This is a genomic window from Paeniglutamicibacter psychrophenolicus, assembly GCF_030812255.1.
Classification (GTDB): domain Bacteria; phylum Actinomycetota; class Actinomycetes; order Actinomycetales; family Micrococcaceae; genus Paeniglutamicibacter; species Paeniglutamicibacter psychrophenolicus_A.
The window spans coordinates 100,116-124,397 of the sequence record NZ_JAUSSH010000004.1 but is presented as its reverse complement, the minus strand read 5'-3'; the positions used below and the strand labels follow the sequence as shown (position 1 = coordinate 124,397).

The following is a 24,282-nucleotide window of genomic DNA, read 5'->3' as shown; positions in this document are numbered from 1 at the left end:
GTGGCAGGGCCGGCCACTTCCATGCCCGGCGGGACTAGGATGGGCACCGTGGAATACGAATCCTGGCGTGCGATGTTGCTCTCCCTTCCGGGTGCCTTCGAGGACTTCCCCTTCGGCGAGGACGCGGCCGTCTTCAAGGTCGCGGGCAGGGCCGGGGCACGGGCCAAGATGTTCGGGCTGCTGATGCAGCGCGGCGGGACAACGACCCTGAACCTGAAGTGCGACCCGGCCCTGGCCGAGCAGCTGCGCGCCGCAAACCCCCAGATCACCCCGGGGTACCACATGAACAAGAAGCACTGGAACACCGTGGTGCCGGGCCTGGATGCGCAGACCATGCTGGCGATGATCGAGGACTCCTACGACCTGGTGGTCGCCTCGCTGCCGGCCGCCGATCGCGCGGCGCTGGGCTGGAAGGGCCTTCTCGAGCGGGGCTGACCCGGAATCTGTAGGCTGGGGGCATGTACTTCATCGTCGTAAAGTTCCAGACCAAGCCCGAATACACCGAGCAATTCATCGACCTGGTGACCCCGTTCACCGAAGCCACCCGCGCCGAGCCCGGGAACCTCTGGTTCGACTGGTCCCGCAGCGTCGAGAACCCGGCCGAGTTCGTGCTCGTCGAGGCCTTCCTCGACGACGAGGCCGCCGGCGCCCACGTGAATTCCGACCACTTCAAGGCCGGCCTGGAATCCATGCGCCCGGCCCTCGCCGCCACCCCGAAGATCGTCTCCCGCAAGGTCGAGGGCGACTCCTGGGGCGACATGGGCGAACTGCAGATCGGCTAGCGGCCGGAAATGTTCGAGCCACTGCGGCACAAGCTGCAGCAGACGTTCTCCGCCCAGGAACACTACGACCCGGTCTGGGAACGCGAGCTGGACCGCGGGGACGATGCGGGATACTTCCCGCACGACTCCGCGGTCTGGGTGGTGCACGGGGGCATGAGCCCGATCGCCGCGGGCATCCGGGCACTGCTGACCCAGGCGCTGCATCCCGGCGCGCTGGCCGGGGTGGCCGAGCATTCGGACTACCGGTCCGATCCGTTGGCCCGGCTGGCCGGGACCATCCGCTGGATCTTCACCCTGACCTACGGCGACACGGCGGCCGCGAACACCGCCTGTGCGTGGGTGGCCCGCCGCCACGAGCCCGTCACCGGCACGTACGTTTCCGGGACCGGGGTTCAGCGCGACTACGCGGCCAACGACCCCGGGCTCGCCGAATGGGTGCACATCGCCTTCGCCGACGCGTTTTTGCGCAGCCACGAGATCTTCTCCGGCCCCGTCCCGCAGGGAGCCGACGCCTACGTGCGCGAATGGGCCAAGGCAGGCGAACTCATGGGCGTGGCCAACCCGCCGCGCAGCGATGCCGAGCTGAAGGCGGCCATCGCCGGCTACGAATCCCGCGGCGAACTGGCCGGAGGCCCCCGTGTCGAGCAGGTCGTCTCCTTCCTGAAGAACCCGCCGCTGGATCCGGCGGTGCTGCCCGGCTACAAGCTGCTCTTTGCCGCCGTCGTGGACACGCTGCCGGAAAACCACCGCAGGCTCTTGGGCCTGCAGCGGCCCGCGCTGGGCCCGGTGCCGCTCCCGGCCCGCCTCGGCGGCAAGGCGGTGCTCGGGGTGGCCGGCCTGGCCCTGGCCAAGCGGGGACCGGCCGAGCTGGCCGCCCGGCGCAGGCTCTTCCGCCTCGGGCTGCTGTCCGACCTGAGCTACCCGGAAGCCGGGATGACCGAGCTTGACCCGATGCCCGGGGGCTACCGACACCTGCGGCTGCGCGAACGGGTCGGCTCGGGCCAGGCAGCCTTCGACAAGCTGGCCGAAGGCCTTCTCACCTGGTCCCTGCATGGGCGTTCGGGCCTGCGCACGCGGCCCGACACCCCGCGGGTGGAGCTCGGCAGCCGCGTCGAGCTGGGCTTCGGCGTCGGCCCGGCACGCATCAAGGCGCCTTGCCGCGTGGTGCGGCTGATCGACGAGGCCGGCCGGTCCGGCTTTGCCTACGGGACGCTGGCCGGGCACCCCGAAACGGGGGAGGAGTCCTTTGCCGCGGTGCTGGGGAAGGACGGGTCGGTGTACCTGGAAATCAAGGCCGCTTCGAGGCACTCCAACCGGTTCTACACGATGGCCTCCCCGGTGGCGGAAGCCGCGCAGCGACTGGCCACCCGGCGGTATGTCGCCGCCGCCCGACAGCTGGCCGGCGGCCACCAACCCGGAGTGCAAACGCTGTAGGCAGGGTCGAGTGCCGGTGGCTTTCATGGCCCGTGCGGCGAAAGCCCATGCATCCCGTGGCGGGCTGTCCGTAGACTGGGGGCCGGGAACAAACACCGGGAGGTTTGGATGTCGGAAACGACGGTTGCAGAGGTCATGGCGGAGCTGGCAGGGCTTGAAAACCCGAAGGTGCGCGAGGCCAACGAGAAGCGCGGGGACGACCACGGGGTTAACCTGGCCCAATTGCGGGCGGTGGCCAAGCGGCTGAAGACCAGGCAGGCCCTGGCCCTTGAGCTGTGGGCCACGGACGACACCGCGGCCCGGCTGCTGGCGCTGCTGGTCTGCAAGCCCAAGGAATTCGGGTCCGGGCAGTTGGATGCGATGCTGCGCGAGGCCCGGGCCCCGAAGGTGCATGACTGGCTGGTGAACTACGTGGTGAAGAAATCCAGGCACGCCGAGGAACTGCGCGTGGCCTGGATGGCGGACGCGGACCCGGTGGTCGCCAGCGCCGGCTGGGCGCTGACCAGCGAACGGATTGCCAAGAAGCCCGAGGGCCTGGACCTGCCCGGGTTGCTGGATGTCATCGAGGAGCAGATGAGGGAGGCGCCCGATCGCCTGCAGTGGGCCATGAACCAGGCGCTGGCCACGATCGGGATCGAGCATCCCGCACTGCGCGCCCGCGCCCTGGCGATCGGCGAACGCCTCGAGGTGCTCAAGGACTACCCGACGCCGCCGAACTGCACCTCGCCGTTCGCCCCGGCCTGGATCAACGAGATGGTGCGCCGAAAGGAAGGTTGAGGCCGGGCGACAGATGGGGCAGGTGCCCCATGCGCCGGTTGCGGCGGCACTCCTACGCTCGGGGTATCGAGCACAAGGAGTTCGCCATGAAAGCACCAACACCGCGTCAATGCGCCGATGAAGCGGAGGCCGGGCCGCGGCTGCCGCAGGGGAGCGCCGAACGCTTTTCCGGGTACGCGCTGATGGGCATGCCCTTCGGCGCGGGCCGGTACCTGGCCTACCGGCGCTTCACCGCAAGTTCCATCGGCCCGGCCTACCATGCGGTGTGGCTGCGCCGGGGAGACGGGCACTGGAGCGTCTATGCCGACGCCCCGCCCGAACTCAGCTGCAACAGGTACTTCGGTGCCGCCTTCAGCCACGCGATCCAGTGCCCCGTCAGCGGCCGCTTCACCGACCCGTTCACGCTCGAGGTTGCGGTGCCAGGCGTGCTGGAATGGCGGATCCGGCTGGAGAGCACCCGCGCCGCGGGCGCGCTGGGCGCAATGGCCGGGATGATGCCGGCCGCCGTGTGGCGCAACGACCGGTTGCTCGGCGCCATGGGCCGGGCAATGGGGCCGGCGCTGCGTGCCGGGCGGCTGGGCATGGCCGGGCTGGTGCCCAACGGCCAGCGGTTCCGGGCCCGCCCGCTGCGGGTGTGGACGGTGGCCGCCGCCGAGGCGGTCATCGACAGCCAGGACGCAGGGGCGCCACGGCCGTTGGCCGCCCAGGAACACCTGGCGGATTTCTGGCTGCCGCAGCGCGGGCTGTTCGTGGCCGACCTGGACCTCGAATTCCCCTCCACCGCACCCGCGGTTCCGGCCGCTGCCGTGGGCGGCGGCTGAATGCCCTGAACCGCGTGCAGGGCGGGGCACGGGACGTAAACTGGAGTCGTGGCCAGGCAGGGATCGGACGCGTTTTCAGGGCCCGCGGGGCCCGGGGCGGAATCCGCTGCGCAGCCGCCGGTTCCCGAGGCCGCACCGCGCCGCAGCGAACTGCTGGCCGCGCTCTCGCTGGCCATCGACCTGGGGCTCGGCCAGCCCATGGAACACATGATGCGCGCGACGCTGCTGGGACTGCGCATCGCCAAGGCCCTGGACCTCGACCAGGAGGTGCGCGAGCGGATCTACTACGCGAACCTCCTGGCCTGGATCGGCTGCCACGCCGATTCCTTCGAGCTGGCCGCGCTCTTCGGCGACGACATCGGGTTCCGCTTCGACTACTACCTCATCGATGCCACCGGGCTGCCCATGCTCTCGATGATGGTGCGCCACACGGCCGCGGATCAGCCGGGCGGGCAACGGGCCCGGGCCCGGGCGCGGTTCATCGCCACCGCACGGAAGTCCGTGCGGGATTTGATCTCCTCGCACTGCACCTCGGCCGGCCGGCTGGCCGCACGCGTGGGCCTGGACGAGCACCTTCCGGGGATCCTGGAGCACACCTTTGAGCGCTGGGACGGCAGGGGACTGCCGGCCGGGAAATCCGGGGTGCAGATTCCGCTGGAAATGCGGATCGCGCAGCTGGCCGACACCGTCGAGGTCCACCTGCGCACCGCGGGCCTGGACGGGGCCGTGGCCATGGCCAGGGCGCGCCGCGGCACCCAATTCGACCCGGCGCTCGCCGACCTGTTCTGCGCCCGGGCCCCGGAACTGGCCCGCGGGCTGCTGGAGGACGACCCCTGGCCCGGGGTGCTGGAATCAGCGCCCCGCGACGCCGCGCTCACCGGGGCGGAACTGGAGGCGGTGCTGGAGGCCATGGGAGATTTTGCCGACCTGAAATCCCCGTGGACCATCGGCCACTCCCGGGCCGTGGCGGCCCTGGCCGCCGGCGCGGCGGCCAGCTACGGGCTGGGTGCCGTCGAAACCCGGGTGCTGCGCCACGCCGGCTGGGTGCACGACCTGGGCCGGATGGGGGTGTCCAACGCCCTGTGGGATTCCCCGGGGGAGCTCTCGGGGATCCAGCGCGAGCACCTGGACATGTACCCGCTGCTCAGCGAACGGATCCTCGCCCGGGTGCCGGGCATGCGGCGCGTGGGGCAGGTGGCGGGGGCGCACCGCGAGCGGCTGGACGGCTCGGGCTACCCGCTGGGGCGCACCGCCTCCGGGCTGGATCCGAGCCAACGCCTGATTGCGGCCGTCGATGCCTACCAAACGTATCTGGAGCCGCGCCCGCACCGGGCGGCGCTGGATGCACGGGCGGCGGCCATGCGCCTGCGCGTCGAGGCCGACTCCGGCAGGCTTGAGGCCCGCTCGGTCGAGGCGGTGCTCGTCGCGGCCGCGGGCGCCGGGGGACGGTTGCCCGGGGCAGGACCCGGCGGCCTGACGGCCCGCGAGATCGAGGTGCTGCGGCTGCTGTGCCGGGGGATGGACCACCAGAAGATTGCCGCGGCCCTGGTCATCTCCCCGAAAACCGTCCGGAACCACATCGAGCACATCTACCTCAAGACCGGTGCGGCCAACCGCGTCTCCGCCACGCTCTTCGCCCTGGAGAACGGGTTGTGGGACCGCGAGGCCAGGTGACCGGGACGCCGGGCGCCACCTGGCCCGGCCGGACGCGGCGGCGTGCGGTAGCTTGGAAGGACAAGCGGCCCGGCGCGGATGCCGGGCCCGGAAGGAGCAAAATGTCCATCGTTGTCATCAACGCCCTGAAGGTTCCCGGCGAGGCCGGGCCCGAGCTCGAGGCGCGCTTCGCGGCCCGCAAGCACGCAGTGGACGGCTCCCCGGGATTCGAGGGATTCAAGCTGCTGCGCCCGGTCGCCGGGGAGGACCGCTACTTCGTTTACACTCAGTGGGCCACCCGCGGGGACTTCGAGAATTGGCGAGACAACCGTGCCGGCCACGACCACTCCGCCCAGGCGCCGGTGTCAAGCGGTGCGGAGCTGCTCGAGTTCGAGGTCGTCGACCTCGGCTAGTGCCGTCGTCGAACCCGGACGCAAGCCGGCCCCCGCAGCGGTTTCGCTGGGGGGGCCGAATCATGCCGGCGCCCGTCCGGGCTATCGGTGACTCAGTACTTGTAGGACTGGCCGCCGTCGATCGGGATGACCGCGGCGTTGATGAAGCCGGCATCGCCGGAAAGCAGGAAGGCGACCAGCTGGCCGACCTCCTCGGGCTTGCCGAAGCGCTTCATCGGGTTGGGCTCGACGAACGCCTTGCCGACCTGCTCCCAGTTTTCGGGGTCGATCTGCTTGAGCGACCCCTCGACCATGGGGGTCATGATGGCCCCCGGGGCGATGGCGTTGATCTGGATGCCGTACTGGCCGTATTCGATGGCGGAGTTGCGGGTCAGGCCCACCACGCCGTGCTTCGCCGCGGCATAGCCGGACTGGTTGCCCACGCCGCGGATGCCGCCCACCGATGCGGTGTTCACCACTGCACCGGAGCCCTGCTCGCGCATGGCCTTCAGGACGTGCTTGAGCCCGTAGAAGACGCCGGTGAGGTTGATGCCGACGACCTTGCCGAACTCCTCCGAGCCGAAGTCCTCGGTGGGATTCTGCTTGCCTTCGATGCCGGCATTGTTGAAGAAACCGTCGATCGAGCCGAAACGCTTGAGCGTTTCGGAGACATAGTTCTGGACCTCGGACTCGTTGGCGACGTTTGCCGTCAGGGAGAGGATCTCCGTGTCCGGGGCAACGGCGCGGATCTCTTTTTCGGTTTCCTGCAGCCCTGCGGCGTTCAGGTCGACCAAGGCCAACTTGCCCTTTTCCTTGGCGACCTGGATGGCGGCCGCCCGGCCCAGGCCGGAGCCGGCGCCGGTGATGATGACTGACTTTCCTTCGAACCTCTGCACTGTGGAATTCCTTTCCCTGGATGAAGCGGGGATAACCGCCTGTATACATGCAAACACATGCATTTGGGGGATTATTCCCTTGCGGCCTGCTGCAATGAGTGATTCGGGAATTCAAGGTGCGAGGCAGCCGGGTGCCGGGTGCAGTTCCCGCGTGTTCGCCACGGGAGCTGCACCCGGCCATCGGCCCGGTCGGATCGGAGGTTCCGGGGCGGGTCAGGCCTTCGCGACCTTGGACGCCCCGGCGTGGATCTGCGAGAAGAATGCGGCAAGCTCGTCGGTGGCATCCAGCGGGAGCACGTTGGCCACGTACTGGTCCGGGCGGACCACCACCATGACGCCGTCGCGCGAGAGCCCGCGCTCATCGAAGATGTCCGCGCCGGGGACCGTGCCGTAGACCTTCTCGTAGTCGGTGAGCTTGAAAGGGCCAACCTCGGGCTTGAAGACCGCGGGGACTGCGTTGATGTCGATGTCCTCGTGCTTCTGCTGGTAGATGACCTTCACATCGAACCAGGCGTCTTCGTCGAGTCCGGCGGGCGTTGCGGCCAGCGGCGAGTCCGGCGCGGTGGAGAGCCACCGGGCCAGCGATGCCACCGGGGAATCGGCCCCGGGGGCGGCGGGATCGGCGAAGACGTAGATGCGCCAGCGTCCGTCGGCCGTGGCGTGGTGGCCCAGCTGCATCGGGTTGGTGTCGCAGACGCGCGAGGCCATGGCCGACTTGAAGCGCTTGCCCAGCGGGAACCCGGCCGCCAGCTCCTGGTGCGTCGGTGCACCGGTGAGCATGGAGGGAGCGTATTCGGTCATGAACCCGGCCGGGAACTCGGCGGTGCGCACGTAGAAGTCCTCGAGGTCCGAGGGGTTCTCGAAGTCCTCGGGCTTCTTGGCCATCATCGTCGACCATTCCTTGTCGAAGTCGATGAGGTTCTTCGCGACGACCTGGCGTTCGGCCGAATAGGTGGACAGCAGGGACTCGGGGCTGCGGCCCTCGAGCACGTGGGCGAGCTTCCAGCCGATGTTGAAGCCGTCCTGCATCGAGACATTCATGCCCTGGCCGGCCTTGGCGCTGTGCGTGTGGCAGGCGTCCCCGGTGATGAACACGCGCGGGTTGCGGGTGCCAAGCTGCTCGGGCAGCACGTCGTCGAAGCGGTCGGTGAGGCGGTGGCCGACCTCGTAGACGCTGCTCCAGGCGACGTTGCGCACGTCGACCGTGTAGGGGTGCAGGATCTGGTTGGCCTTGGCGATGATCTGCTCGATGGTGGTCTTGCGCACCGCGCCCTTGTCGTCCTCGGGGACAACGCCCAAGTCGACGTACATGCGGAAGAGGTGCCCGCCCTCGCGCGGGATGTGCAGGATCGAGCCGCCGTCGTGGGACTGGATGGCGCACTTGAGACGGATGTCGGGGAAGTCGGTGGAGGCCACGACGTCCATGACTCCCCAGGCGTGGTTGGCCTGGTCGCCGGCCAGGGTGCAGCCGATCGAGGAGCGGACCTTGGAGCGGGCGCCATCGGCGCCGACGACGTACCTGGCGTGCACGATGCGCGTGGTGCCTTCGTCGGGTCCGGCGCTGCGCACGAGCGTGACCTTGACCGGGTACTCGCCGGTCTCGGCGACCTCGAGCGTCTGGAAGTCCCAGCCGTAGTCGGGCACCAGGCGGGTGGGGGAGTTCTGGGCGACCTCGGCGAAGTAGTCGAGCACTCGGGCCTGGTTGACGATCAGGTGCGGGAACTCGCTGATGCCCACGGTGTCGTCCAGGGCGCGGCCGCCGCGCACGATGTTCTTGGGGTTTTCGGTGTCCGGGCGCCAGAACGCCATCTCTGTGATCCGGTAGGCCTCGGCGGTGATGGCCTCGGCGAAGCCGAAGGCCTGGAAGGTCTCGACGCTGCGGGCCTGGATGCCGTCGGCCTGGCCGATCTCAAGGCGTCCGCCGCGGCGTTCGACCAGACGGGTGGTGATGTCCGGGAACTGGGCGAGCTGGGCCGCGGTGAGCATGCCCGCGGGGCCGGAGCCGACGATGAGCACGTCGACTTCCTCGGGGAGTTCCTCCGGGCGGTTGATGCCGACTCCGGCTGCGGGCTTGATACGCGGGTCACCGGATACGTAACCGTGGTGGTGGAACTGCACGGGCTTTCCTCACTTTGCAGGTCTATGTCTGTTGGTCTTGGCATTTGTTCTATATTAGAACGATGGGTTCTATAGTCGAACACATGCTCGTGATGTAGAACTCTACGGCAAGGCGACGTGGCTCACAAGTGTGCAGGTGGCGATCGAAGCAACGAACCCGCGCACCATTGGGTGCGCGGGTCGCCGGGAACTCCAAATTTGCTCCAAACCAAAATTTGGGTTTGGGGCAAATTTGAGACTGGGACCAAATGTCGCCTGCCCGATCCGCATGCTTCCGAAAATGGAGGGGCGGCAGGCGACGGAAGATCCGTCATGGTGGGCTCCGGCGGCTTGCCACCGATTGAGCGGGTCCCGTGCGCAGGGCAGGACTTAAACGGGCAGCGGGGGCGTCGGGGAAAAATCCCCGACGCCCCCGCTGCCGCAGAGCGCTCGTGCCTAGCCGAAGTACTTCGGCAGCGTGGCCTCGTGGGCCTCGCTCAGCTCGTTCAGGTCCAGGTCGAACTGGCCCTGGACCTCCAGCGAGGTGCTCGCGGCGTCAACCACGCCGAGGCGAACCACCGGGAACCGGCGTGCCGTGGCCATGTCGTTGAAGCGGACCTCTTCGGAACGCGGAACCGCGACGACGGCGCGGGCCTGCGACTCGGAGAACAGTGCGGTGAAGGCGTCCACGCCGTCACGCTCGCACAGGTCATCCAGCGCCACGCGGGCTCCGACGCCGTAGCGCAGGGCCATCTCGCCCAGTGCGGCACCGAGGCCGCCCTCGGAGAGGTCGTGTGCCGAGTCGATCATGCCATCGCGCGAGGCGTTGATCAGGATCGCACCCAGGGTCTTCTCCGCTGCCAGGTCGACCTTCGGCGGCAGGCCGCCGAGGTGCCCGCGGATGTTCGCGAATTCCGAGCCGTCCAGCTCGTCGAAGGTGGTGCCCAGCAGGTAGATGGCCTGTCCGTCGGCATCCGCGCGCCAGCCCGAAGGGGTGCGGCGTGCGACGTCGTCGAACTTGCCCAGCATCGCCACGACCGGGGTCGGGTGGATCGGGGTTGCGCCGGTCTGGTTGTACAGGGACACGTTGCCGCCCGTGACCGGGACGCCGAGCTCCATGCAGGCATCCGAGAGGCCGCGGATGGCCTCGGCCAGCTGCCACATGACATCCGGATCTTCGGGGGAGCCGAAGTTCAGGCAGTCGGAGACCGCCAGCGGCACGGCGCCGGAGGTGGCGACGTTGCGGTAGGACTCGGCCAGGGCCAGCTGCGCGCCGTGGTACGGATCCAGGAAGGTGTAGCGGCCGTTGGCGTCGGTGGCCAGGGCCACGCCCATGCCGGTTTCCTCGTCGACGCGGATCACGCCGGCATCGTCCGGGGAGGCCAGCGCGGTGTTGCCGCCAACATAGCGGTCGTACTGGTTGGTGACCCAGGACTTGGAGCACATGTTCGGGCTGGACATCAGCTCGACCAGTGCGGCCTTCAGCTCGTCTCCGGTGGCAGGCAGGTTGGCGCCGGCTTCCGAGGCCTTGAAGGTGTCGGCCTGCAGCGCATCCTGCCATTCCGGGCGGGCGTACGGGCGGTCGTAGAGCGGTCCGTCGTGTGCCACGGTGCGCGGGTCGACGTCGACGATGACCTCGCCGTCCCACTTGATGACCAGGCGGTTGGTGTCGGTGACCTCGCCGAGCCAGGAGTACTCCACGGCCCACTTGTCCATGACCGCCTCGAAGGCTGCCACGTTTTCCGGGGAGACCACTGCCATCATGCGTTCCTGCGACTCGGACATCAGGATTTCGCCCGGGGTCAGCGAGGGATCGCGCAGCAGCACGGAAGTCAGCTCGATGTCCATGCCGCCGTCGCCGTTGGAGGCCAGTTCCGAGGTGGCGCAGGAAATGCCCGCGGCGCCGAGGTCCTGGATGCCCTCCACGAGGGATCCCTTGAACAGCTCGAGGCAGCACTCGATGAGCACCTTCTCGGCGAACGGGTCGCCCACCTGGACGGCCGGGCGCTTGGACGGCTTGGTGTCGTCGAAGGACTCGGAGGAGAGGATCGAGGCGCCGCCGATGCCGTCGCCACCGGTGCGTGCGCCGAAGAGCACGACCTTGTTGCCAAGGCCGGAGGCGTTGGCCAGGCGGATGTCCTCGTGGCGCATGATGCCGACCGCGAGGGCGTTGACCAGCGGGTTGCCCTGGTAGACGGAGTCGAAGACGACCTCTCCGCCGATGTTTGGCAGGCCCAGCGAGTTGCCGTAGCCGCCGATGCCGGCCACGGCACCGTGGATCACGCGCGCGGTGTCCGGGTGGTCAATCGCGCCGAAGCGCAACGGGTCCATCACGGCCACCGGGCGGGCGCCCATGGAGATGATGTCGCGCACGATGCCGCCGATGCCGGTTGCGGCGCCCTGGTACGGCTCGATCATCGTGGGGGAGTTGTGCGACTCGATCTTGAAGGTCACGGCCCAGCCGTCGCCCAGGTTGGTCACGCCGGCGTTTTCGCCGATGCCAACGAGCATGTCCTTCTTCATTTCCTCGGTGACCTTGTCGCCGAACTGGCGCAGGTGGTTCTTCGAGGACTTGTAGGAGCAGTGCTCGGACCACATGACCGAGTACATGGCGAGCTCGGCGGCGGTCGGGCGGCGGCCCAGGACCTTGACGACCTCTTCGAATTCGTTCTGCTTCAGGCCAAGCTCGGCCCACGGAAGTTCGGTGTCAGGGGTGGCCGCGGCGTTGGCCACGGTGTCCATGTTGAACTTCTTCTGCTCTGCGGTCTGCTCTGCGGCGCTCACTTCTGGCCTCCAACAAGGTGGGTCAGGACGGAGGTGAAGAACCCAAGTCCGTCGGTTCCGGTGTGGTCGGGGCCGAATCCGGCCTCCACTGCGTGCTCCGGGTGCGGCATGAGGCCGACCACGTTGCCCGCGGCATTGGTGATGCCGGCGATGTTGCGGCGGGACCCGTTGGGGTTCCAGCCGACGTAGCTGAAGGCCACGCGGCCCTCGGCCTCGAGGGCGTCGAGGGTCTTCTCGTCGGCGACGTACTGGCCGTCCTGGTTCTTCAGCACGATGGTGATTTCCTCACCCAAGCCATACTGGTTGGTCCAGGCGGTGGTGTTGTTTTCCACGCGCAGGATCTGGTCGCGGCAGAGGAACTTCAGGTGGTCGTTCTTCACCATGGAGCCCGGCAAAAGGTGCGATTCGGTCAGGATCTGGAAACCGTTGCAAATGCCCAGGACCGGCAGCTTGGCATCGGAGTTCGCGGCGTCGATGATGTTGCCCATCATCGGTGCGAAGCGGGCGATGGCGCCGGCGCGCAGGTAGTCCCCGTAGGAGAAGCCACCGGGGATGACGACGGCGTCGACGTTCTGCAGGTCGTGGTCGGCGTGCCACAGGGACACGGCCTCGGCCCCGGTCAACCGGATGGCGCGAGCGGCGTCGCGGTCATCGAGGGTTCCGGGGAAGGTGATGACGCCGATGCGGGCGCCGTTCAGCTCGGGGACAGGCGTCGTGTAGTCGCCGATCAAGGGAAGTTCGGTTGCGCTCATTAGTCTGCGACAACCTCGACGTTGACCACGTCTTCGATGACCGGATTCGAGAGCAGGGTCTCGGCCGCGGTGCGGGCCTGGGCCAGGATCTCCTCGGTGACCTCGCCCTCAACGGTCAGTTCAAAGCGCTTGCCCTGGCGGACCTGGCTGAAAGCGGTGAAGCCGAGGCGGGGAAGTGCGCCAACGATGGCCTTGCCCTGCGGGTCAAGGATTTCGGGCTTGGGCATAACATCAACAACGATCCGGGGCATCCGGGTTCTCCTGTGCGCGAGGGGTGGTTAATCGCCCGCGGACGTGCCGTCTCACGCCAAGGGTGGGGGCGCTCCGCGAGCTTGCCTGCTAAGTCTACCGGCACGGGGTAGCTTGACGGATTTCGTGTCCGCGATTCGACGTTTTGCTGGAGGGGCGATAGGGAGGTATTTCGAGCTTCCTGCTGCCCTTAAGCTGGTTCAATGGAAAAAGACTCGCGATGCCCCTGCAATTCGGGGGAATCCTACGAATCCTGCTGTGGCCGATATCACCAGGGATTCAACAATGCCGACACCCCTGCCTGGCCCGGAACCGCTGTCGCGTTGATGCGCTCGCGCTTCAGCGCCTTCGCACTGGGCCTGCCGGAATTCCTGTTGGCCACCTGGCACCCAGACACCCGCCCGGCTGAGCTGGAACTCGATGAAGCCATTGTCTGGCAGGACCTGGACATCATCCGTACCGAGGCCGGCGGACCCTTCGACAGCAACGGGATTGTTGAGTTCGAAGCCCACTACCGTCTGCTCAACCAGTCCAACTCCCAGCACGAGGTCAGCGACTTCGTGCGCGAGGGCGGGCGCTGGTACTACCTGGACGGGGACGACTAGGGCGAGCGCGGGGCACGGCTGCATCACCCAGCCGCACCGCTACCCGCAACACTTACTCGCACTACTCACACCATCTACTTCAACCATGGTGTGAGTGGTGACAGTTGTAGTTGAAGTTGGTGGTGCTCGTCAGGCCCCGGCCAGCACGCTCTGGATCGACACGTGCCCAAGGCCCAGGGCCTCGGCCACCGGAGCAAAGACCACCGATCCGGCGTGCGCCATCAAGCCGTTGGCCAGGCCTTCGTCTTCGGCCATGGCCTGCTTCCAGCCCTTGTCCGCGATGCGCAGCGCGTAGGGCAGCGTGGCGTTGGTCAATGCTGCGGTCGAGGTCTGCGGGACGGCGCCGGGCATGTTGGTCACGCAGTAGTAGAGGGCATCGTGCACCTTGTAGGTCGGGGCCGCGTGGGTGGTGGGGTGCGAGCCCTCGAAGCAGCCGCCCTGGTCGATGGCGATGTCCACCAGCACCGAACCCGGACGCATCTTTTCGACCATGTCCAAGGTGACAAGCTTCGGGGCGGCGGCACCGGGGATCAGCACCGAGCCGATGACGAGGTCGGCGTCGGCAACCTCGCGGGCAATCGCATGCTTCGAGGAAGCCAGCGTCTTGATTCGGCCGCGGTAGTCGGTGTCGATCTCCTTCAGGCGTGCCAGGTTCACGTCGAAGATCGTGACATCCGCGCCGAGCCCCGCGGAGGCGGCCGCCGCGTTTTCGCCGGCGACGCCGCCGCCGATCACCACGACCTTGGCCGGACGGGTCCCGGGCACGCCACCCATCAGGATCCCGGATCCGCCCGAGGGCTCCTGCAGGGTGAAGGCTCCGATCTGCGCGGCCAGGCGTCCGGCGACCTCGCTCATCGGGGCCAGCAGTGGCAGGGCGGCGCCGCGGCGCACGGTCTCGTAGGCGATTGCGGTCGTACCCGCCGCCAGGATTGCGTCGGCGCATTCGGGGGAGGCTGCCAGGTGCAGGTAGGTGAACAGTACCTGGTCGGCACGCAGCAAGCCGTACTCGGATTCAGTCGGTTCCTTGACCTTGAGCACCATGTCACCGGCCGCCCAAGTGGTCTTCGCGTCGGCGGCGATCCGCGCCCCGGCCTCGAGGTAGTGGGCGTCCTCGATGCCCGACCCGGTCCCGGCACCTGCCTGGATGACGATCTGGTGGCCGTGCGCCACGAACTCCGAAACTCCGGCCGGGGTGATGGCCACACGCAATTCGTTGTTCTTGGTTTCCTGGGGCACGGCAATGATCATCAGAAACTGCTCCTGAGGTGTGTGGTGGCCCCCTTGCGGGGCGATTGAGTTGAGTCTAGGCCGCGGGTGGCGGAAAGGCCCGGAATCACGGGTATATGTCAGGGCGCTGGTGTTGCGGATCGGTCGATGATCCGTTGCGGTTCGGCTTCCCATGCCTATGCCGTTGCCCACGTGGCGCGGAAACCACGAATAATTCCGTCCCGGCCACGGTTGTCCAGGGGGAAGAACAACAGCCGAGAAGCGAAAGCAGGAAACACAATGGGTGAGCGCACGATGAAGGCCATGGCGTATGCGAGCTACGGCGGTGTGGAGAAGCTGGAGCAGCTCGAGCTTCCGTTGCCGAAGGTCGGTCCGGGAACGGTGCGGATCAAGATCAAGGCGGCCGGGGTGAACCCGGTGGACTGGAAGATCATGGCCGGATACCTCGACCCCATCATGGATGTTCACTTCCCGGCGGTCCCCGGCTGGGATGTTGCAGGAGTGGTGGACGCCGTCGGTTTCGACACCCCCGAGTTCAACATCGGCGACGAGGTCCACGCCTATGGCCGGCGCGATACCGTGGGCATCGGCTCCTTCGCGCAATACATCACCCTGCCCGCCGGGGCCGTGGCGCACAAGCCGAAGCAGCTCTCCTTCGAGGAGGCAGCCGCGCTGCCGCTGACCGGAGGGACCGCGCTGCGCGCCCTCGACGCGCTGGAGCTGGCCCCAGGGCAGACCCTGCTGATCCACAACGGCGCCGGCGGCGTCGGGCAGGCCGCGATCCAGATCGGACGGGCGGCCGGCGCCCGCGTGCTGGCCACCGCCTCGGAAAGGAACCACGAACTGCTCGCCTCCCTCGGCGCCGAACCGCTCACCTACGGGGAAGGCCTGGTGGAATCGGTGCGCGCGCTGGCTCCGGGCGGCGTCGACGCGGTGGCGGACTTCCACGGCGGCGCGCTCGAGGACACCCTGGCGGTGCTCAAGGAATCGGGAAAGCACGCCTCGATCGCCGACGGAACCGTGGGTGAACACGGCGGGCGCTACATCTGGGTGCGGCCCGACGGGCGCGAGCTCGCGCGGATCGATGAACTGGTCGAGGCAGGCAAGCTCTCCGTGCACGTGGTCTCCAGCTATCCGATGCAGGAGGCCGCGGCCGCCATCACGCAGAGCATGGGAGGGCATGCCGGAGGCAAGATCGTGCTGACCGAGTTCACCGACTGAAGCCAGGGCCTGCCAAAGCCACTCTTCGGTGCCAGATCAGTGAAAAGCGTTGGCTCGTGACAGGGCCCATGAGCCGTATTTGATGGTTGGGAAATCGGCATAGCGTCTTCGGTCGGCGATTGCCCGATATCTGGCGCCTGGTGCGTTCAGGTGTTCACTGAAGACTATGCCGTTTCCAGCCCATAATCGCGATGCCAAAGTTTGACAAGGCCGTTGCGAAGAGGTCCGTTCAAGTGAAATTTGCTGTCCTGGAACTCAGCGTCGTTCAGCTCAAGGGATAGTTTTTCAAGCACCTTGTCTACGGTTGAACGGCGTCTTGTGATCATCCCGCTGAACTGTCGAATTGGCTGTCCATAGATTTGTTCGTCTGGCTCTCTCAGGATGGAAATAGGTTCACCCAGGACCTTGGCCGGAGAACGGAAGGACTTGCCATTGTGAAGAATAACGATGTCTCCGGTCTCATAGCCACGGTCGAGTTCAGTTAGCTGCACCGTTGAATCGATGTAGAGCGTCTCCGGTGCAATATATTCATCGGTCGAGCCGAGAACGAATTCTTCTTCGTCATTTGTGAGATCACCGTCCCATTCAACTCGGCATAGATAGAATTTTTCGTTATTGTCACCGAACAACCCATTGCGTTCTGGCGGGCTAGTAACTCCTGTGATTTTGGGTCGGTCTGGGTTTGAATCGAAGATCCGCTTGAATTCGGGCAGTTCCTCGTGAAGAACTTGAGCGGAATGCTCTCCAAGAAGGGTGTCCATGAAGTCCTGCACTTGACGTCTCATCTTGACTGTCGAACTGACCATGCAGGCTTCTAGACAACGAGTTGAGGAGTTCTCTGACGCGTTTGCTGATCCGACGATGGTGTGAGTGTCAGTGGTTATGACTTTTGCGTGAAGCGCATGGGCGTTATGGACTTTCACCCCTGCGCCCATGAATTCTTCAAGGGCGTACGGGTTGGTCGCACCTGACCTGAGGCTCCGATCTGATGCGTTCACAATCAGGACATCGCCTGCCTTCAGCGGCAGAAGCCTGGGTGCTTCTTTGCCTACGTATGCGATTGCCGCCTGTATCTGACCAGTCGAGCCAGCAACAAGTTCGGTGATTTCGTCCCAGACGGAACCCCCATGAAATTCAAGTGTCATGGGTTCATAAGACCACAATTCGTCCACCCAGCATCTCGCAAAACACCACGCTGCTGACCACGTTCCGTTACTGCGCGCCTACTGGTCCAGCGTGACGGTGCGCAAATCCAGGCGGCGCAGCACCCGGTCCACGAGCTCGGGGTCGTTGCCCGGTTCGTTGCGGGCCTTGAGCATTTCCGAGCGCGCCGCATCCAGCGCCTCGCGCTGCACGTCGTCCATGACCGTGAGGATCTGCTTCAGGCGCAGCATCTTCTCCGGGTCCGCCTCGAGATCGGCCTCCAGGATGGTGTGCAGCGAGGACATGCGCCGGGCCAGCGCTTCGCGGCGCTTCTGCGGCAGCGCGGCCGCGGCGGCGGAACGCTTCATGGTCTCCAGCGCCACCTTCTCCGCGCGGCGTGCCAGCGAGCGCTGCGTGCGTTCCTCCGCTGCATGGTCGTTGGGCAGCTTCAGCGCACGCATCAGCGCCGGCAGCGTCAGGCCCGGCAACACCAGGGTGGTGATCAGCACGGCGCAGGCGGTGGCGATCACGAAGTTCCGGCCTTCCAGCGGCTGCCCGTTGGCCATGGTGGCCGGCAGCGCCAACGCCAGCGCAAGGGTCGCCAGCCCGCGCATGCCGCACCAGGACAGCACCAGCACCTCCTTCAGCGAGCCCGGGGTCCTGGACTTGCGCTCGGTTCCGCCGATCTTGAACATCGCCATCATCCACACGAAGCGGACCAGCACCACCGTGGCGCAGATGGCCGCGATGCCGGGGATGAACGTCAACAGGTTCGCCCCCTCGTCCTGGATGATGTAGCGCATCTCGATGCCGACCAGGCCGAAGGCGACCCCGGTGGTGAGCAACTCCACCACGTCCCAGAAAGCGGTGCGGGTCAGGCGTTCCTCGGAGTCCTGCGGGCGGGCGCGGCGGCCCAGCTCCAGCGCGGTGACCACCACGGCGACGACGCCGGAGAGGTGGACCTCCTCGGCCAGCAGGTAGACGGCGTAGGGTGCCACCAGCGTGGTGGCCGAGCGGGCCACCAGGTCCGGGACGAAGCGGTTCAGCGCCCCGACCAGCCAGGCCGTGGCCAGGCCCAGCACGATGGCCCCGGCCGCCCCGATCAGGAACTTCGGCACCACATCCCAGCCGACCTCGCCGCCGCTCATGGCCGCGGCAACCGCCGCCTGGAAGATCACGATGGCCATCGCGTCGTTGAACAGGCCCTCGGTCTGCAGCACCGTGAGAAGCCGGCGGCGCATCTTCACCTTGCCGGCGACGGCCTCGACGGCCACCGGGTCCGGCGGGGCCACGATGGCACCCAGGGCGATGGCCGCCGGCAGCGCCAGGGTCGGGACCATCAGCCAGGCGACTGACGCCACCGCGGCGGTGGTCGCAACCACCAGCAGCACCGCCAGCAGCACCAGCGAGCGCCAGCGCAGCCGGAAGATCGACCAGGAGCTGCGCTGGGCCGCGGCGTAGAGCAGCGGGGGCAAAAAGAGCGGCAGGATCAGCTCGGGGTTGATGTGGACCTCGGGAATGAAGGGCAGGAATGCCGCCCCGGCCGAGAAGACCAGCATCAGGATCGGGTAGGGCAGGCGGATGCGTTCGCCCAGGCCCGCCACCAGGACCGTCCCGAAGAGCAGCCCGACCAGCAGCAGCAGGAATTCCATGGGGGTGTGCCTCTTCCTCTTGATCCGTTCTTCCAGTTTTCCACACGCCCGTTTCGGGGACGTTAAGCGCGCAGGGCCGGCGGCACGCAAAGGGGCGGGGAACCGTTTCCGGTTCCCCGCCCCTGAAGGGATTGTTGCGTGGGTGCGGTGCTTCCTAGCCGATGCCGATGGCGCCGATGAGCACGCCCACGGTGAGCATCACCAGGGAGACGACCAAGGCGCGCCACAGGACCTTCTTGTGGTGGTCGCCCAGATCCACGCGGGACATCGAGACCAGCAGCAGGATCGCGGGAACCAAGGGCGACTGCATGTGCACCGGCTGGCCGGTGATCGAGGCGCGGGCCATGTCCACGGCCGGGATGCCGTAGTGGGCCCCGGCCTCGGTGAGCACCGGCAGGATGCCGAAGTAGAACGCGTCGTTGCTCATGAAGAACGTGGCGGGGATCGAGATGATGCCGGTCAGGATCGCCAGGTACGGGCCCATCGAGGTCGGGATGACGTCGACCAGCCAGGCGCTCATGGCATCGACCATGCCGGTGCCCGAGAGCACGCCGGTGAGCACCGCGGCGGCAAGCACCATGGAGACCACGGCGATGACCTCGGAGGAGTGCGAGGCGATCATCTTGGCCTGGTCCGAGATCTTCGGGAAGTTCACCAGCAGGGCCACGGCGGTGCCGATCATGAACAGGTAGGCCAGCGGCAGCACATCGGCGATCAGCAGCACGAAGATGGCAACCGTCATCGCGAGGTTGAAGATGAACAGCTTCGGGCGAAGGGTCTCGCGGGTCGGGTCCAGGGCCGTGCCGTTCATGGTGGGGGCCTCGCTGCCGTCGCCGCGCACGGCAACCTTTTCCAGCAGGGCGACGCCGCGGCCGCCGGCCGGGGTCTTGGTGCTGCCGGTGCCGGTGCCGGTGCCGCCGGTGCCGCCGGCCATGACCGAGCCCGGGCCCCAGCGCAGCGGGTCCTCGCGCTGCAGGCGCTTGCGCTCGGTGATGCCCATGGCCCAGGCGAAGCCGAAGACGACGACCAGTCCCATGGCCAGCGCCGGGATCATCGGGACGAACACGGCCGAGGCGTCAACGTGCAGCGCCGCGGCGGCGCGGGCGGTCGGCCCGCCCCACGGGACGATGTTCAGCGTGCCGTTGGTCAAACCCGCCACACAGGTCAGCACCACCGGGCTCATGCCCAGGCGCTGGTAGATCGGCAGCAACGCGGCGGTGACCACGATGAACGTGGTGGAGCCGTCGCCATCCAGCGAGATCAGCCCGGTGAGCAGCGCGGTGCCCATGACGACCTTGGCCGGGTCGTTTCCGACCAGCTTCAGGATGCCGTCGACCAGCTTGTCGAAGAGCCCCACATCGATCATGATGCCGAAGTACATGATGGCGAACATCAGCAGGGCGGCGGTGCCCGACATCGACTTCACGGCGTCCATGACCATGTCACCGAGTCCCAGGCCGGCGCCGGCAAAGAGGCCGAAGACGGTCGGGACGATGATCAGCGCCAGCAACGGGGTCATGCGCTTGGTCATGATGAGCGCCATGAACGTGGCGACCATCAGGAACCCGAGTGCTACCAGCATGGGGGATCTCCTTGGGTAGTGGTGTAACGCGAGTGTGGGGGGGTGGCGGTCTGCCGGGGGTGTGTTCACCGGTGGATCGCGCCGTGGAATACAACGCTACGTGGCGCGCATCACGGTGGTGTGGTTGTGCCCACAAACCCCGCTTCTTCCCCTAAAACCTTTTTTGCTCATAAAGCCCACGGAGGTCCTAAACTGTTTGCATGCCCCCAGCGCACAAGCCCTCCCGCGGTTTCGCCGCCCGCATCATGACCCTGCAGTTCGTTGTGGTGGGGCTGATGATCCTTGCCGCCGCGGCCGGCGCCATGTGGGTGACCGTCGAGCGCGTCAACGAACAGGCCCAGGAGCGCGCCCTGGCCATTGCGCGCACGCTGGCCGCCGACCCCGAGATCCGTGCGCAGGTGCGGCGCTACGCCGATGCGGAAACGCTGGACGCCGCGGCGCTGCGCACCGGGTACGTGCAGCAGGCGGCCGAGGGCGTGCGGGTGCGCACCGGGGCGTTCTTCGTGGTGGTCACCGAGGACCGCGGGATCCGCCTGGCGCACCCGACCCCCTCCCTGCTGGGCCAAAAGGTCTCCACCGAACCGGTCGCGCTGTCCGGGCACGAATCGGTCTCCCGCGAGCACGGGACCCTGGGCGAATCCGTGCGCGCCAAGGTCCCGGTCTTCGCCCCGGGCGATGCCACCGTAGTGGGCGAGGTCAGCGTCGGGGTGGGCGTCCAGGAGCTGGCCTCGCGGCTGCGCACCGCGGGGGCCTGGGTGCTCGGGCTGGGCCTCGGGGCCCTGGCGCTCTCCGCGGCGTCGACCCGCTGGCTGGTGCGCCGGCTCAAGGCGCAGACCCTGGGGCTGGAACCGGCCGAGATGGCGCAGCTGCTGAGGGACCGCGACGCAGTGCTCTACGGGGTGGCCGACGGGGTCATCGGCATCGGCCCCGACGGGCGGGTTTCGGTGCGCAACAAGGCCGCGCGGATCATGCTGGGGCTGCCGCACCGCCACGAGTCCTCCGACATCATCGGGCAGCCCTACACCGACGCGCGGCTGCCGGCACCGTTGGTTGCCGCGATCGCCGAGGGCACCGGCGCCACACTGCGCCTGGAAACCGAGCAGGCGGCGCTGGTCGCCACCGTGCACCCGGTGCGGCGCGAGGGCACCGACCTGGGGCAGGTGGTGCTGCTGCGCGATGTGACCACCATCGAAACCCTGGGCTCGCGGCTGGATGCGGTCCAGACCATGGCTTCGGCCCTGCGCGCCCAGCGCCACGAATTCGCCAACCGGCTGCACACCATTTCCGGGCTGCTGCACCACGGGGACGTGGCCGAGGCCCGCAACTACCTGGGCGAGGTCATTGAGTCCGGGCCGGTGCGCGAGCCGGTGCAGAACCTCGAGGCCATCGAGGACACCTACCTGCGCGCCTTCCTCGGGGCCAAGGGGGTCCAGGCGTACGAGCGCGGCGTGGTGCTGCGCGTGGGCAGTGCCAGCGCGCTCTACGGCAACCTCATCGATGCCCAGGACGCCACCGCGGTGCTGGGGAACCTGATCGACAATGCGCTGCGCGCCGCGGTGGAAGGGCCCGCCCCGCGCTGGGTCGAGGTCGATCTGCTTTCCGAGGGCGCCACGCTGCACCTGGCCGTCGCCGACTCCGGGGACGGGGTCGAGCCAGGGCTCGATGTCTTTGCCGAGGGAATCAGCACCGGCGCGCTGCCCGATGCCCCGGAACACGGCCAAGGCGTGGGGCTGCCGCTGGTGCGCCGGCTGGCCCGCACCCGCGGCGGCGAGGTCTGGATCGCGGACCCCGGCGGGCCCGGGAGCGCCGACCATGCGCACTCCGGGGCCGTCTTTGCCGCACGCCTGCCCGGGGTGCTGTCCACCGAGAACGGAACCACCGAAGGGAAGAACGGAAGATGAGCGAGAACACCGACTACAAGGTCCTGGTCGTCGACGACGACTTCCGGGTCGCCGCCCTGCACGCCGGTTATGTGGATGCGGTTCCCGGATTCCGCGCCCTGGCCCCGGTGCACGACGCCCGGATGGTTCCGCGTGCGGTGTCCGAGGGACAGCCGGATCTGCTGTTGCTGGATCTGTACCTGCCGCAGGGTTCCGGGTTGGACCTGCTGGCATCCCTGGACGTGGACGCGTTCGTGCTCTCGGCAGCAACCGAGGTCGACGCGGTGCGCACCGCCATCCGGCGCGGCGCGCTGGGCTACCTGGTCAAGCCCTTCGACCCCAAGGTGCTCGCCTCCCGGCTGCGCGGCTACGCCCGCTACCGCAGGCTATTGGATGGCGCCGCGGCGCTGGACCAGCAGGGCATCGACCGGGCGCAACGCGCGCTGCTTTCCGGGGAGGAGTCGGCCGGCGCCGTGGCCACCCCCACCGAGCAGGCGGTGCTGGCGGCCGTTGCCGCGGCGGGGGAGCCGGCCACCGTCATGCACGTGGTCACCGCCGTGGGGATCTCCCGGGCCACCGCGCAGCGCTATCTGGCCAACCTGGTGCAGGCCGGATCGCTGCGCCTGGAACTGGCCTACGGCAGCCGGGGCCGGCCCGAGCACCGCTACCTCGTGCAGGACTGAGCCCGCGAAGCCCTGTTCGGGGCCGGGGTCACTGCAGGGCGGGCTGGTCGACCAGCAGCGCCAGGGCCGCGTGCCAGTCGGCGATCCCGCAGCCGTCGCGCAGGTCGAAGCGGCGGTTCACCGCGCGCCCGTCCATCGTCCCGCTCACCACGGCCACCGCCGGTCCGCCGTATTGCATGGTGCACGCAACGTTGGCGCCGCGACGGGGGCCGGCGAGCAGATTTGGTTCCTTGGCCACCAAGGCGCAGGCCCGTGCCGCGTCCGGGTGCCGGCTTTCGGGCAGCGGGCCGGCACCCCGGCACAGCAGGCGGTAGTGCGCGCTCTCCACGGAGCCGTCGGCCCGGATCGAGACCTGCAGGTCGGTGGTCGGAGGGCCCGTGCCGGGCGAAGTGGAAGGTGCCGGCGGAGTGGCGGATTCGAACGGCGTGGTCCCGCCGCCGGTGGATCCGGCGCACCCGGAAAGCAGGAGCGCGGCGCCGACGAGCAGGGCCGTCGCCATGAAGGAAGACGTGGACCGCATGAACGAGCCCTCCCGTCTGGTGCCGGATTCGGTGGCTACCGGCCTATCTCAAGTCTGTGGCACCGGAAGCGATTGGGCAACGGCCAGCAGCCGCCCGCGCAGGACCTGGGAGCGGTCGGCGAACTCCTTTTGCAGGCGCACGTATTCGGCCTTGCCCGCGGGTGTTTCGATGCGGATCGGCTCCTGGCCCCAGTCCGCCAGGTCGTACGGCGAGGCCTGCATGTCCATGGTGCGGATGTCCCAGGCGAGTTCGAAGCAGTCCATGACCAGGTCGGTGGGAACGGCCGGGGTGAGCTTGTAGGCCCACTTGTACAGGTCCATGTTGGCGTGCAGGCAGCCGGGCTGTTCCAGGTCCCGCTGGGTCTCGCGGGTCGGCTGCAGCTCGTTGAGCGGCACGGCCTCGGGGGTGTAGAACCTGAAGGCATCGAAGTGGGTGCAACGGATCTTGTGTTCCTCCACCACCGCGTCGGTCCCCGCGGAGCCCAGCCGCAGCGGCAGGTATTCGTGGCGGATGCCGTTGTCCGCCGACTTGTAGGCCATGGCCCATTCGTGCAGCCCGAAGCAGGCGAAGTTCCCCGGGCGCGATGCCGTGCCGGCCAGGATGATCGCGGCGAAACGGATCGCCTCGGCTCGGGCGTCGGCGAATGCCGTCAGGTCCACCGTGTAGCCGCGCTCGCCGGAATCCGGGTCGATGACCTCTTGGTAGAACTTCCAATCCGCTCGTTCACGGGCCTTTTCCCCGGCCAGGACCACGCCGGGTCCCGGATGCCAGCGGTAGAGCTGTCCGGGCTTCTGCGTGTAATAGGTGAAGAGGAAATCCTCGACCGGATGCTTCTGCCGCTTCATCCGGCGCTCGGTGAACGGCTCGCCAAAGCGTTTGGCTCGCGCCTGGTGGGCGGCGGCCGCGGGCAGCCACTGCTCTTGAAGCAGCCAGGTCGGGGTGGAGGGAAGCATTCAACCATTGTCTCGCGCCGGGGCCGGGAAGCAGCAATTTCTGCGGCTTGGATGCCCATTCCCGGCCCGATTGTCAAGCCCTCCGCGCAGTTCTGGGGATAACCAAAAACCGATGCTGACATGGACTCTTGTGTCAGAATGGTCGCATTCCGGGTCTTCACTTTGCCGGTCTTGCGGC

Annotated in this window: 22 protein-coding genes; 11 read left to right on the top strand and 11 right to left on the bottom strand. The window is 67.8% G+C overall.

The window, feature by feature from the left end; genetic code table 11:
• Positions 1 to 39: 39 nt before the first annotated feature.
• The 7 genes from J2T21_RS07990 (at position 40) to J2T21_RS07960 (ending at position 5,880) form a co-directional block, all read left to right on the top strand.
• The gene (locus tag J2T21_RS07990) at positions 40 to 435 is read left to right on the top strand and encodes an MmcQ/YjbR family DNA-binding protein (protein WP_307580263.1); all 396 of its coding nucleotides are present in this window, start codon (positions 40 to 42) and stop codon (positions 433 to 435) included.
• 23 nt (positions 436 to 458) lie between these two features.
• The gene (locus J2T21_RS07985; RefSeq protein ID WP_307580261.1) at positions 459 to 782 is read left to right on the top strand and encodes a putative quinol monooxygenase; all 324 of its coding nucleotides are present in this window, start codon (positions 459 to 461) and stop codon (positions 780 to 782) included.
• Positions 783 to 791: 9 nt separating this feature from the next.
• Entirely contained in the window at positions 792 to 2,216 is a 1,425-nt protein-coding gene (locus J2T21_RS07980; RefSeq protein ID WP_307580259.1) for a DUF1990 family protein, read from the top strand.
• A 108-nt stretch (positions 2,217 to 2,324) separates the two neighbouring features.
• Entirely contained in the window at positions 2,325 to 2,993 is a 669-nt protein-coding gene (locus tag J2T21_RS07975) for a DNA alkylation repair protein (RefSeq protein WP_307580258.1), read from the top strand.
• Between the two features lie 86 nt (positions 2,994 to 3,079).
• A complete protein-coding gene (locus J2T21_RS07970) occupies positions 3,080 to 3,814 on the top strand; it encodes a hypothetical protein (protein WP_307580256.1) in 735 nt (244 codons plus the stop codon).
• Positions 3,815 to 3,862: 48 nt separating this feature from the next.
• On the top strand, positions 3,863 to 5,488 hold the full coding sequence (locus J2T21_RS07965) for an HD domain-containing phosphohydrolase (protein ID WP_307580254.1): 1,626 nt from the start codon (positions 3,863 to 3,865) through the stop codon (positions 5,486 to 5,488).
• A 101-nt stretch (positions 5,489 to 5,589) separates the two neighbouring features.
• Positions 5,590 to 5,880, top strand: a complete 291-nt coding sequence (locus tag J2T21_RS07960; RefSeq protein WP_071214690.1) for an antibiotic biosynthesis monooxygenase family protein — start codon at positions 5,590 to 5,592, stop codon at positions 5,878 to 5,880.
• Between the two features lie 92 nt (positions 5,881 to 5,972).
• Here the strand turns inward: J2T21_RS07960 and J2T21_RS07955 are convergent, their stop codons facing one another.
• The 5 genes from J2T21_RS07955 to purS form a co-directional block, all read right to left on the bottom strand.
• The gene (locus J2T21_RS07955; protein WP_071214691.1) at positions 5,973 to 6,755 is read right to left on the bottom strand and encodes an SDR family oxidoreductase; all 783 of its coding nucleotides are present in this window, start codon (positions 6,753 to 6,755) and stop codon (positions 5,973 to 5,975) included.
• 213 nt (positions 6,756 to 6,968) lie between these two features.
• On the bottom strand, positions 6,969 to 8,873 hold the full coding sequence (locus J2T21_RS07950; RefSeq protein WP_307580250.1) for an FAD-binding monooxygenase: 1,905 nt from the start codon (positions 8,871 to 8,873) through the stop codon (positions 6,969 to 6,971).
• A 435-nt stretch (positions 8,874 to 9,308) separates the two neighbouring features.
• The gene (gene purL / locus J2T21_RS07945) at positions 9,309 to 11,594 is read right to left on the bottom strand and encodes a phosphoribosylformylglycinamidine synthase subunit PurL (RefSeq protein ID WP_307580494.1); all 2,286 of its coding nucleotides are present in this window, start codon (positions 11,592 to 11,594) and stop codon (positions 9,309 to 9,311) included.
• Positions 11,595 to 11,632: 38 nt separating this feature from the next.
• On the bottom strand, positions 11,633 to 12,388 hold the full coding sequence (gene purQ / locus J2T21_RS07940) for a phosphoribosylformylglycinamidine synthase subunit PurQ (protein WP_307580248.1): 756 nt from the start codon (positions 12,386 to 12,388) through the stop codon (positions 11,633 to 11,635).
• Complete coding sequence (gene purS / locus J2T21_RS07935; protein ID WP_071214694.1) at positions 12,388 to 12,639, bottom strand: phosphoribosylformylglycinamidine synthase subunit PurS; 252 nt, start codon at positions 12,637 to 12,639, stop codon at positions 12,388 to 12,390. Before purS ends, purQ begins: the two co-directional genes overlap by 1 nt.
• 201 nt (positions 12,640 to 12,840) lie before the next feature.
• On the opposite strand from purS, the gene J2T21_RS07930 reads away from it, so the two are divergent.
• Positions 12,841 to 13,242: a YchJ family protein gene (locus J2T21_RS07930; protein ID WP_307580246.1), complete on the top strand. Its 402-nt coding sequence runs from the start codon at positions 12,841 to 12,843 to the stop codon at positions 13,240 to 13,242.
• Between the two features lie 129 nt (positions 13,243 to 13,371).
• On the opposite strand, the gene ald is transcribed toward J2T21_RS07930, so the two are convergent.
• Positions 13,372 to 14,490: an alanine dehydrogenase gene (gene ald / locus J2T21_RS07925; protein ID WP_307580244.1), complete on the bottom strand. Its 1,119-nt coding sequence runs from the start codon at positions 14,488 to 14,490 to the stop codon at positions 13,372 to 13,374.
• Positions 14,491 to 14,748: 258 nt separating this feature from the next.
• Here ald and J2T21_RS07920 point away from each other — a divergent pair, with 258 nt between their 5' ends.
• Positions 14,749 to 15,690 (top strand): NADP-dependent oxidoreductase, encoded by a 942-nt coding sequence (locus J2T21_RS07920; protein WP_307580241.1) that lies wholly within the window; start codon positions 14,749 to 14,751, stop codon positions 15,688 to 15,690.
• 164 nt (positions 15,691 to 15,854) lie between these two features.
• Here J2T21_RS07920 and J2T21_RS07915 read toward each other — a convergent pair whose 3' ends face one another.
• The 3 genes from J2T21_RS07915 to J2T21_RS07905 all read right to left on the bottom strand — a co-directional run bounded on the left by J2T21_RS07915 (position 15,855) and on the right by J2T21_RS07905 (position 20,067).
• A complete protein-coding gene (locus tag J2T21_RS07915) occupies positions 15,855 to 16,835 on the bottom strand; it encodes a phospholipase D family protein (RefSeq protein WP_307580239.1) in 981 nt (326 codons plus the stop codon).
• A 78-nt stretch (positions 16,836 to 16,913) separates the two neighbouring features.
• Positions 16,914 to 18,485: a Na+/H+ antiporter gene (locus tag J2T21_RS07910; RefSeq protein ID WP_307580236.1), complete on the bottom strand. Its 1,572-nt coding sequence runs from the start codon at positions 18,483 to 18,485 to the stop codon at positions 16,914 to 16,916.
• Between the two features lie 154 nt (positions 18,486 to 18,639).
• The gene (locus J2T21_RS07905) at positions 18,640 to 20,067 is read right to left on the bottom strand and encodes a CitMHS family transporter (RefSeq protein ID WP_307580235.1); all 1,428 of its coding nucleotides are present in this window, start codon (positions 20,065 to 20,067) and stop codon (positions 18,640 to 18,642) included.
• A gap of 200 nt (positions 20,068 to 20,267) precedes the next feature.
• On the opposite strand from J2T21_RS07905, the gene J2T21_RS07900 reads away from it, so the two are divergent.
• Together J2T21_RS07900 and J2T21_RS07895 are read left to right on the top strand one after the other, a co-directional pair.
• The gene (locus tag J2T21_RS07900; RefSeq protein ID WP_307580233.1) at positions 20,268 to 21,968 is read left to right on the top strand and encodes a sensor histidine kinase; all 1,701 of its coding nucleotides are present in this window, start codon (positions 20,268 to 20,270) and stop codon (positions 21,966 to 21,968) included.
• Complete coding sequence (locus tag J2T21_RS07895) at positions 21,965 to 22,630, top strand: response regulator (protein WP_307580231.1); 666 nt, start codon at positions 21,965 to 21,967, stop codon at positions 22,628 to 22,630. Before J2T21_RS07900 ends, J2T21_RS07895 begins: the two co-directional genes overlap by 4 nt.
• Positions 22,631 to 22,658: 28 nt before the next feature.
• Here J2T21_RS07895 and J2T21_RS07890 read toward each other — a convergent pair whose 3' ends face one another.
• Together J2T21_RS07890 and J2T21_RS07885 are read right to left on the bottom strand one after the other, a co-directional pair.
• On the bottom strand, positions 22,659 to 23,150 hold the full coding sequence (locus J2T21_RS07890; protein ID WP_307580229.1) for a hypothetical protein: 492 nt from the start codon (positions 23,148 to 23,150) through the stop codon (positions 22,659 to 22,661).
• 48 nt (positions 23,151 to 23,198) lie between these two features.
• A complete protein-coding gene (locus tag J2T21_RS07885) occupies positions 23,199 to 24,104 on the bottom strand; it encodes a 3-methyladenine DNA glycosylase (protein WP_307580227.1) in 906 nt (301 codons plus the stop codon).
• Between the last annotated feature and the right edge of the window lie 178 nt (positions 24,105 to 24,282).

Bases quoted from the DNA above. Each gene is read 5' to 3' on its own strand.
- J2T21_RS07990 (WP_307580263.1), top strand. From the start codon at position 40: ATGGGCACCGTGGAATACGAATCCTGGCGTGCGATGTTGCTCTCCCTT.
- J2T21_RS07985 (WP_307580261.1), top strand. From the start codon at position 459: ATGTACTTCATCGTCGTAAAGTTCCAGACCAAGCCCGAATACACCGAG.
- J2T21_RS07980 (WP_307580259.1), top strand. From the start codon at position 792: ATGTTCGAGCCACTGCGGCACAAGCTGCAGCAGACGTTCTCCGCCCAG.
- J2T21_RS07975 (WP_307580258.1), top strand. From the start codon at position 2,325: ATGTCGGAAACGACGGTTGCAGAGGTCATGGCGGAGCTGGCAGGGCTT.
- J2T21_RS07970 (WP_307580256.1), top strand. From the start codon at position 3,080: ATGAAAGCACCAACACCGCGTCAATGCGCCGATGAAGCGGAGGCCGGG.
- J2T21_RS07960 (WP_071214690.1), top strand. From the start codon at position 5,590: ATGTCCATCGTTGTCATCAACGCCCTGAAGGTTCCCGGCGAGGCCGGG.
- purL (WP_307580494.1), bottom strand. From the start codon at position 11,594: ATGGACACCGTGGCCAACGCCGCGGCCACCCCTGACACCGAACTTCCG.
- purQ (WP_307580248.1), bottom strand. From the start codon at position 12,388: ATGAGCGCAACCGAACTTCCCTTGATCGGCGACTACACGACGCCTGTC.
- purS (WP_071214694.1), bottom strand. From the start codon at position 12,639: ATGCCCCGGATCGTTGTTGATGTTATGCCCAAGCCCGAAATCCTTGAC.
- J2T21_RS07930 (WP_307580246.1), top strand. From the start codon at position 12,841: ATGGAAAAAGACTCGCGATGCCCCTGCAATTCGGGGGAATCCTACGAA.
- ald (WP_307580244.1), bottom strand. From the start codon at position 14,490: ATGATCATTGCCGTGCCCCAGGAAACCAAGAACAACGAATTGCGTGTG.
- J2T21_RS07920 (WP_307580241.1), top strand. From the start codon at position 14,749: ATGGGTGAGCGCACGATGAAGGCCATGGCGTATGCGAGCTACGGCGGT.
- J2T21_RS07915 (WP_307580239.1), bottom strand. From the start codon at position 16,835: ATGACACTTGAATTTCATGGGGGTTCCGTCTGGGACGAAATCACCGAA.
- J2T21_RS07910 (WP_307580236.1), bottom strand. From the start codon at position 18,485: ATGGAATTCCTGCTGCTGCTGGTCGGGCTGCTCTTCGGGACGGTCCTG.
- J2T21_RS07905 (WP_307580235.1), bottom strand. From the start codon at position 20,067: ATGCTGGTAGCACTCGGGTTCCTGATGGTCGCCACGTTCATGGCGCTC.
- J2T21_RS07900 (WP_307580233.1), top strand. From the start codon at position 20,268: ATGCCCCCAGCGCACAAGCCCTCCCGCGGTTTCGCCGCCCGCATCATG.
- J2T21_RS07895 (WP_307580231.1), top strand. From the start codon at position 21,965: ATGAGCGAGAACACCGACTACAAGGTCCTGGTCGTCGACGACGACTTC.
- J2T21_RS07890 (WP_307580229.1), bottom strand. From the start codon at position 23,150: ATGCGGTCCACGTCTTCCTTCATGGCGACGGCCCTGCTCGTCGGCGCC.
- J2T21_RS07885 (WP_307580227.1), bottom strand. From the start codon at position 24,104: ATGCTTCCCTCCACCCCGACCTGGCTGCTTCAAGAGCAGTGGCTGCCC.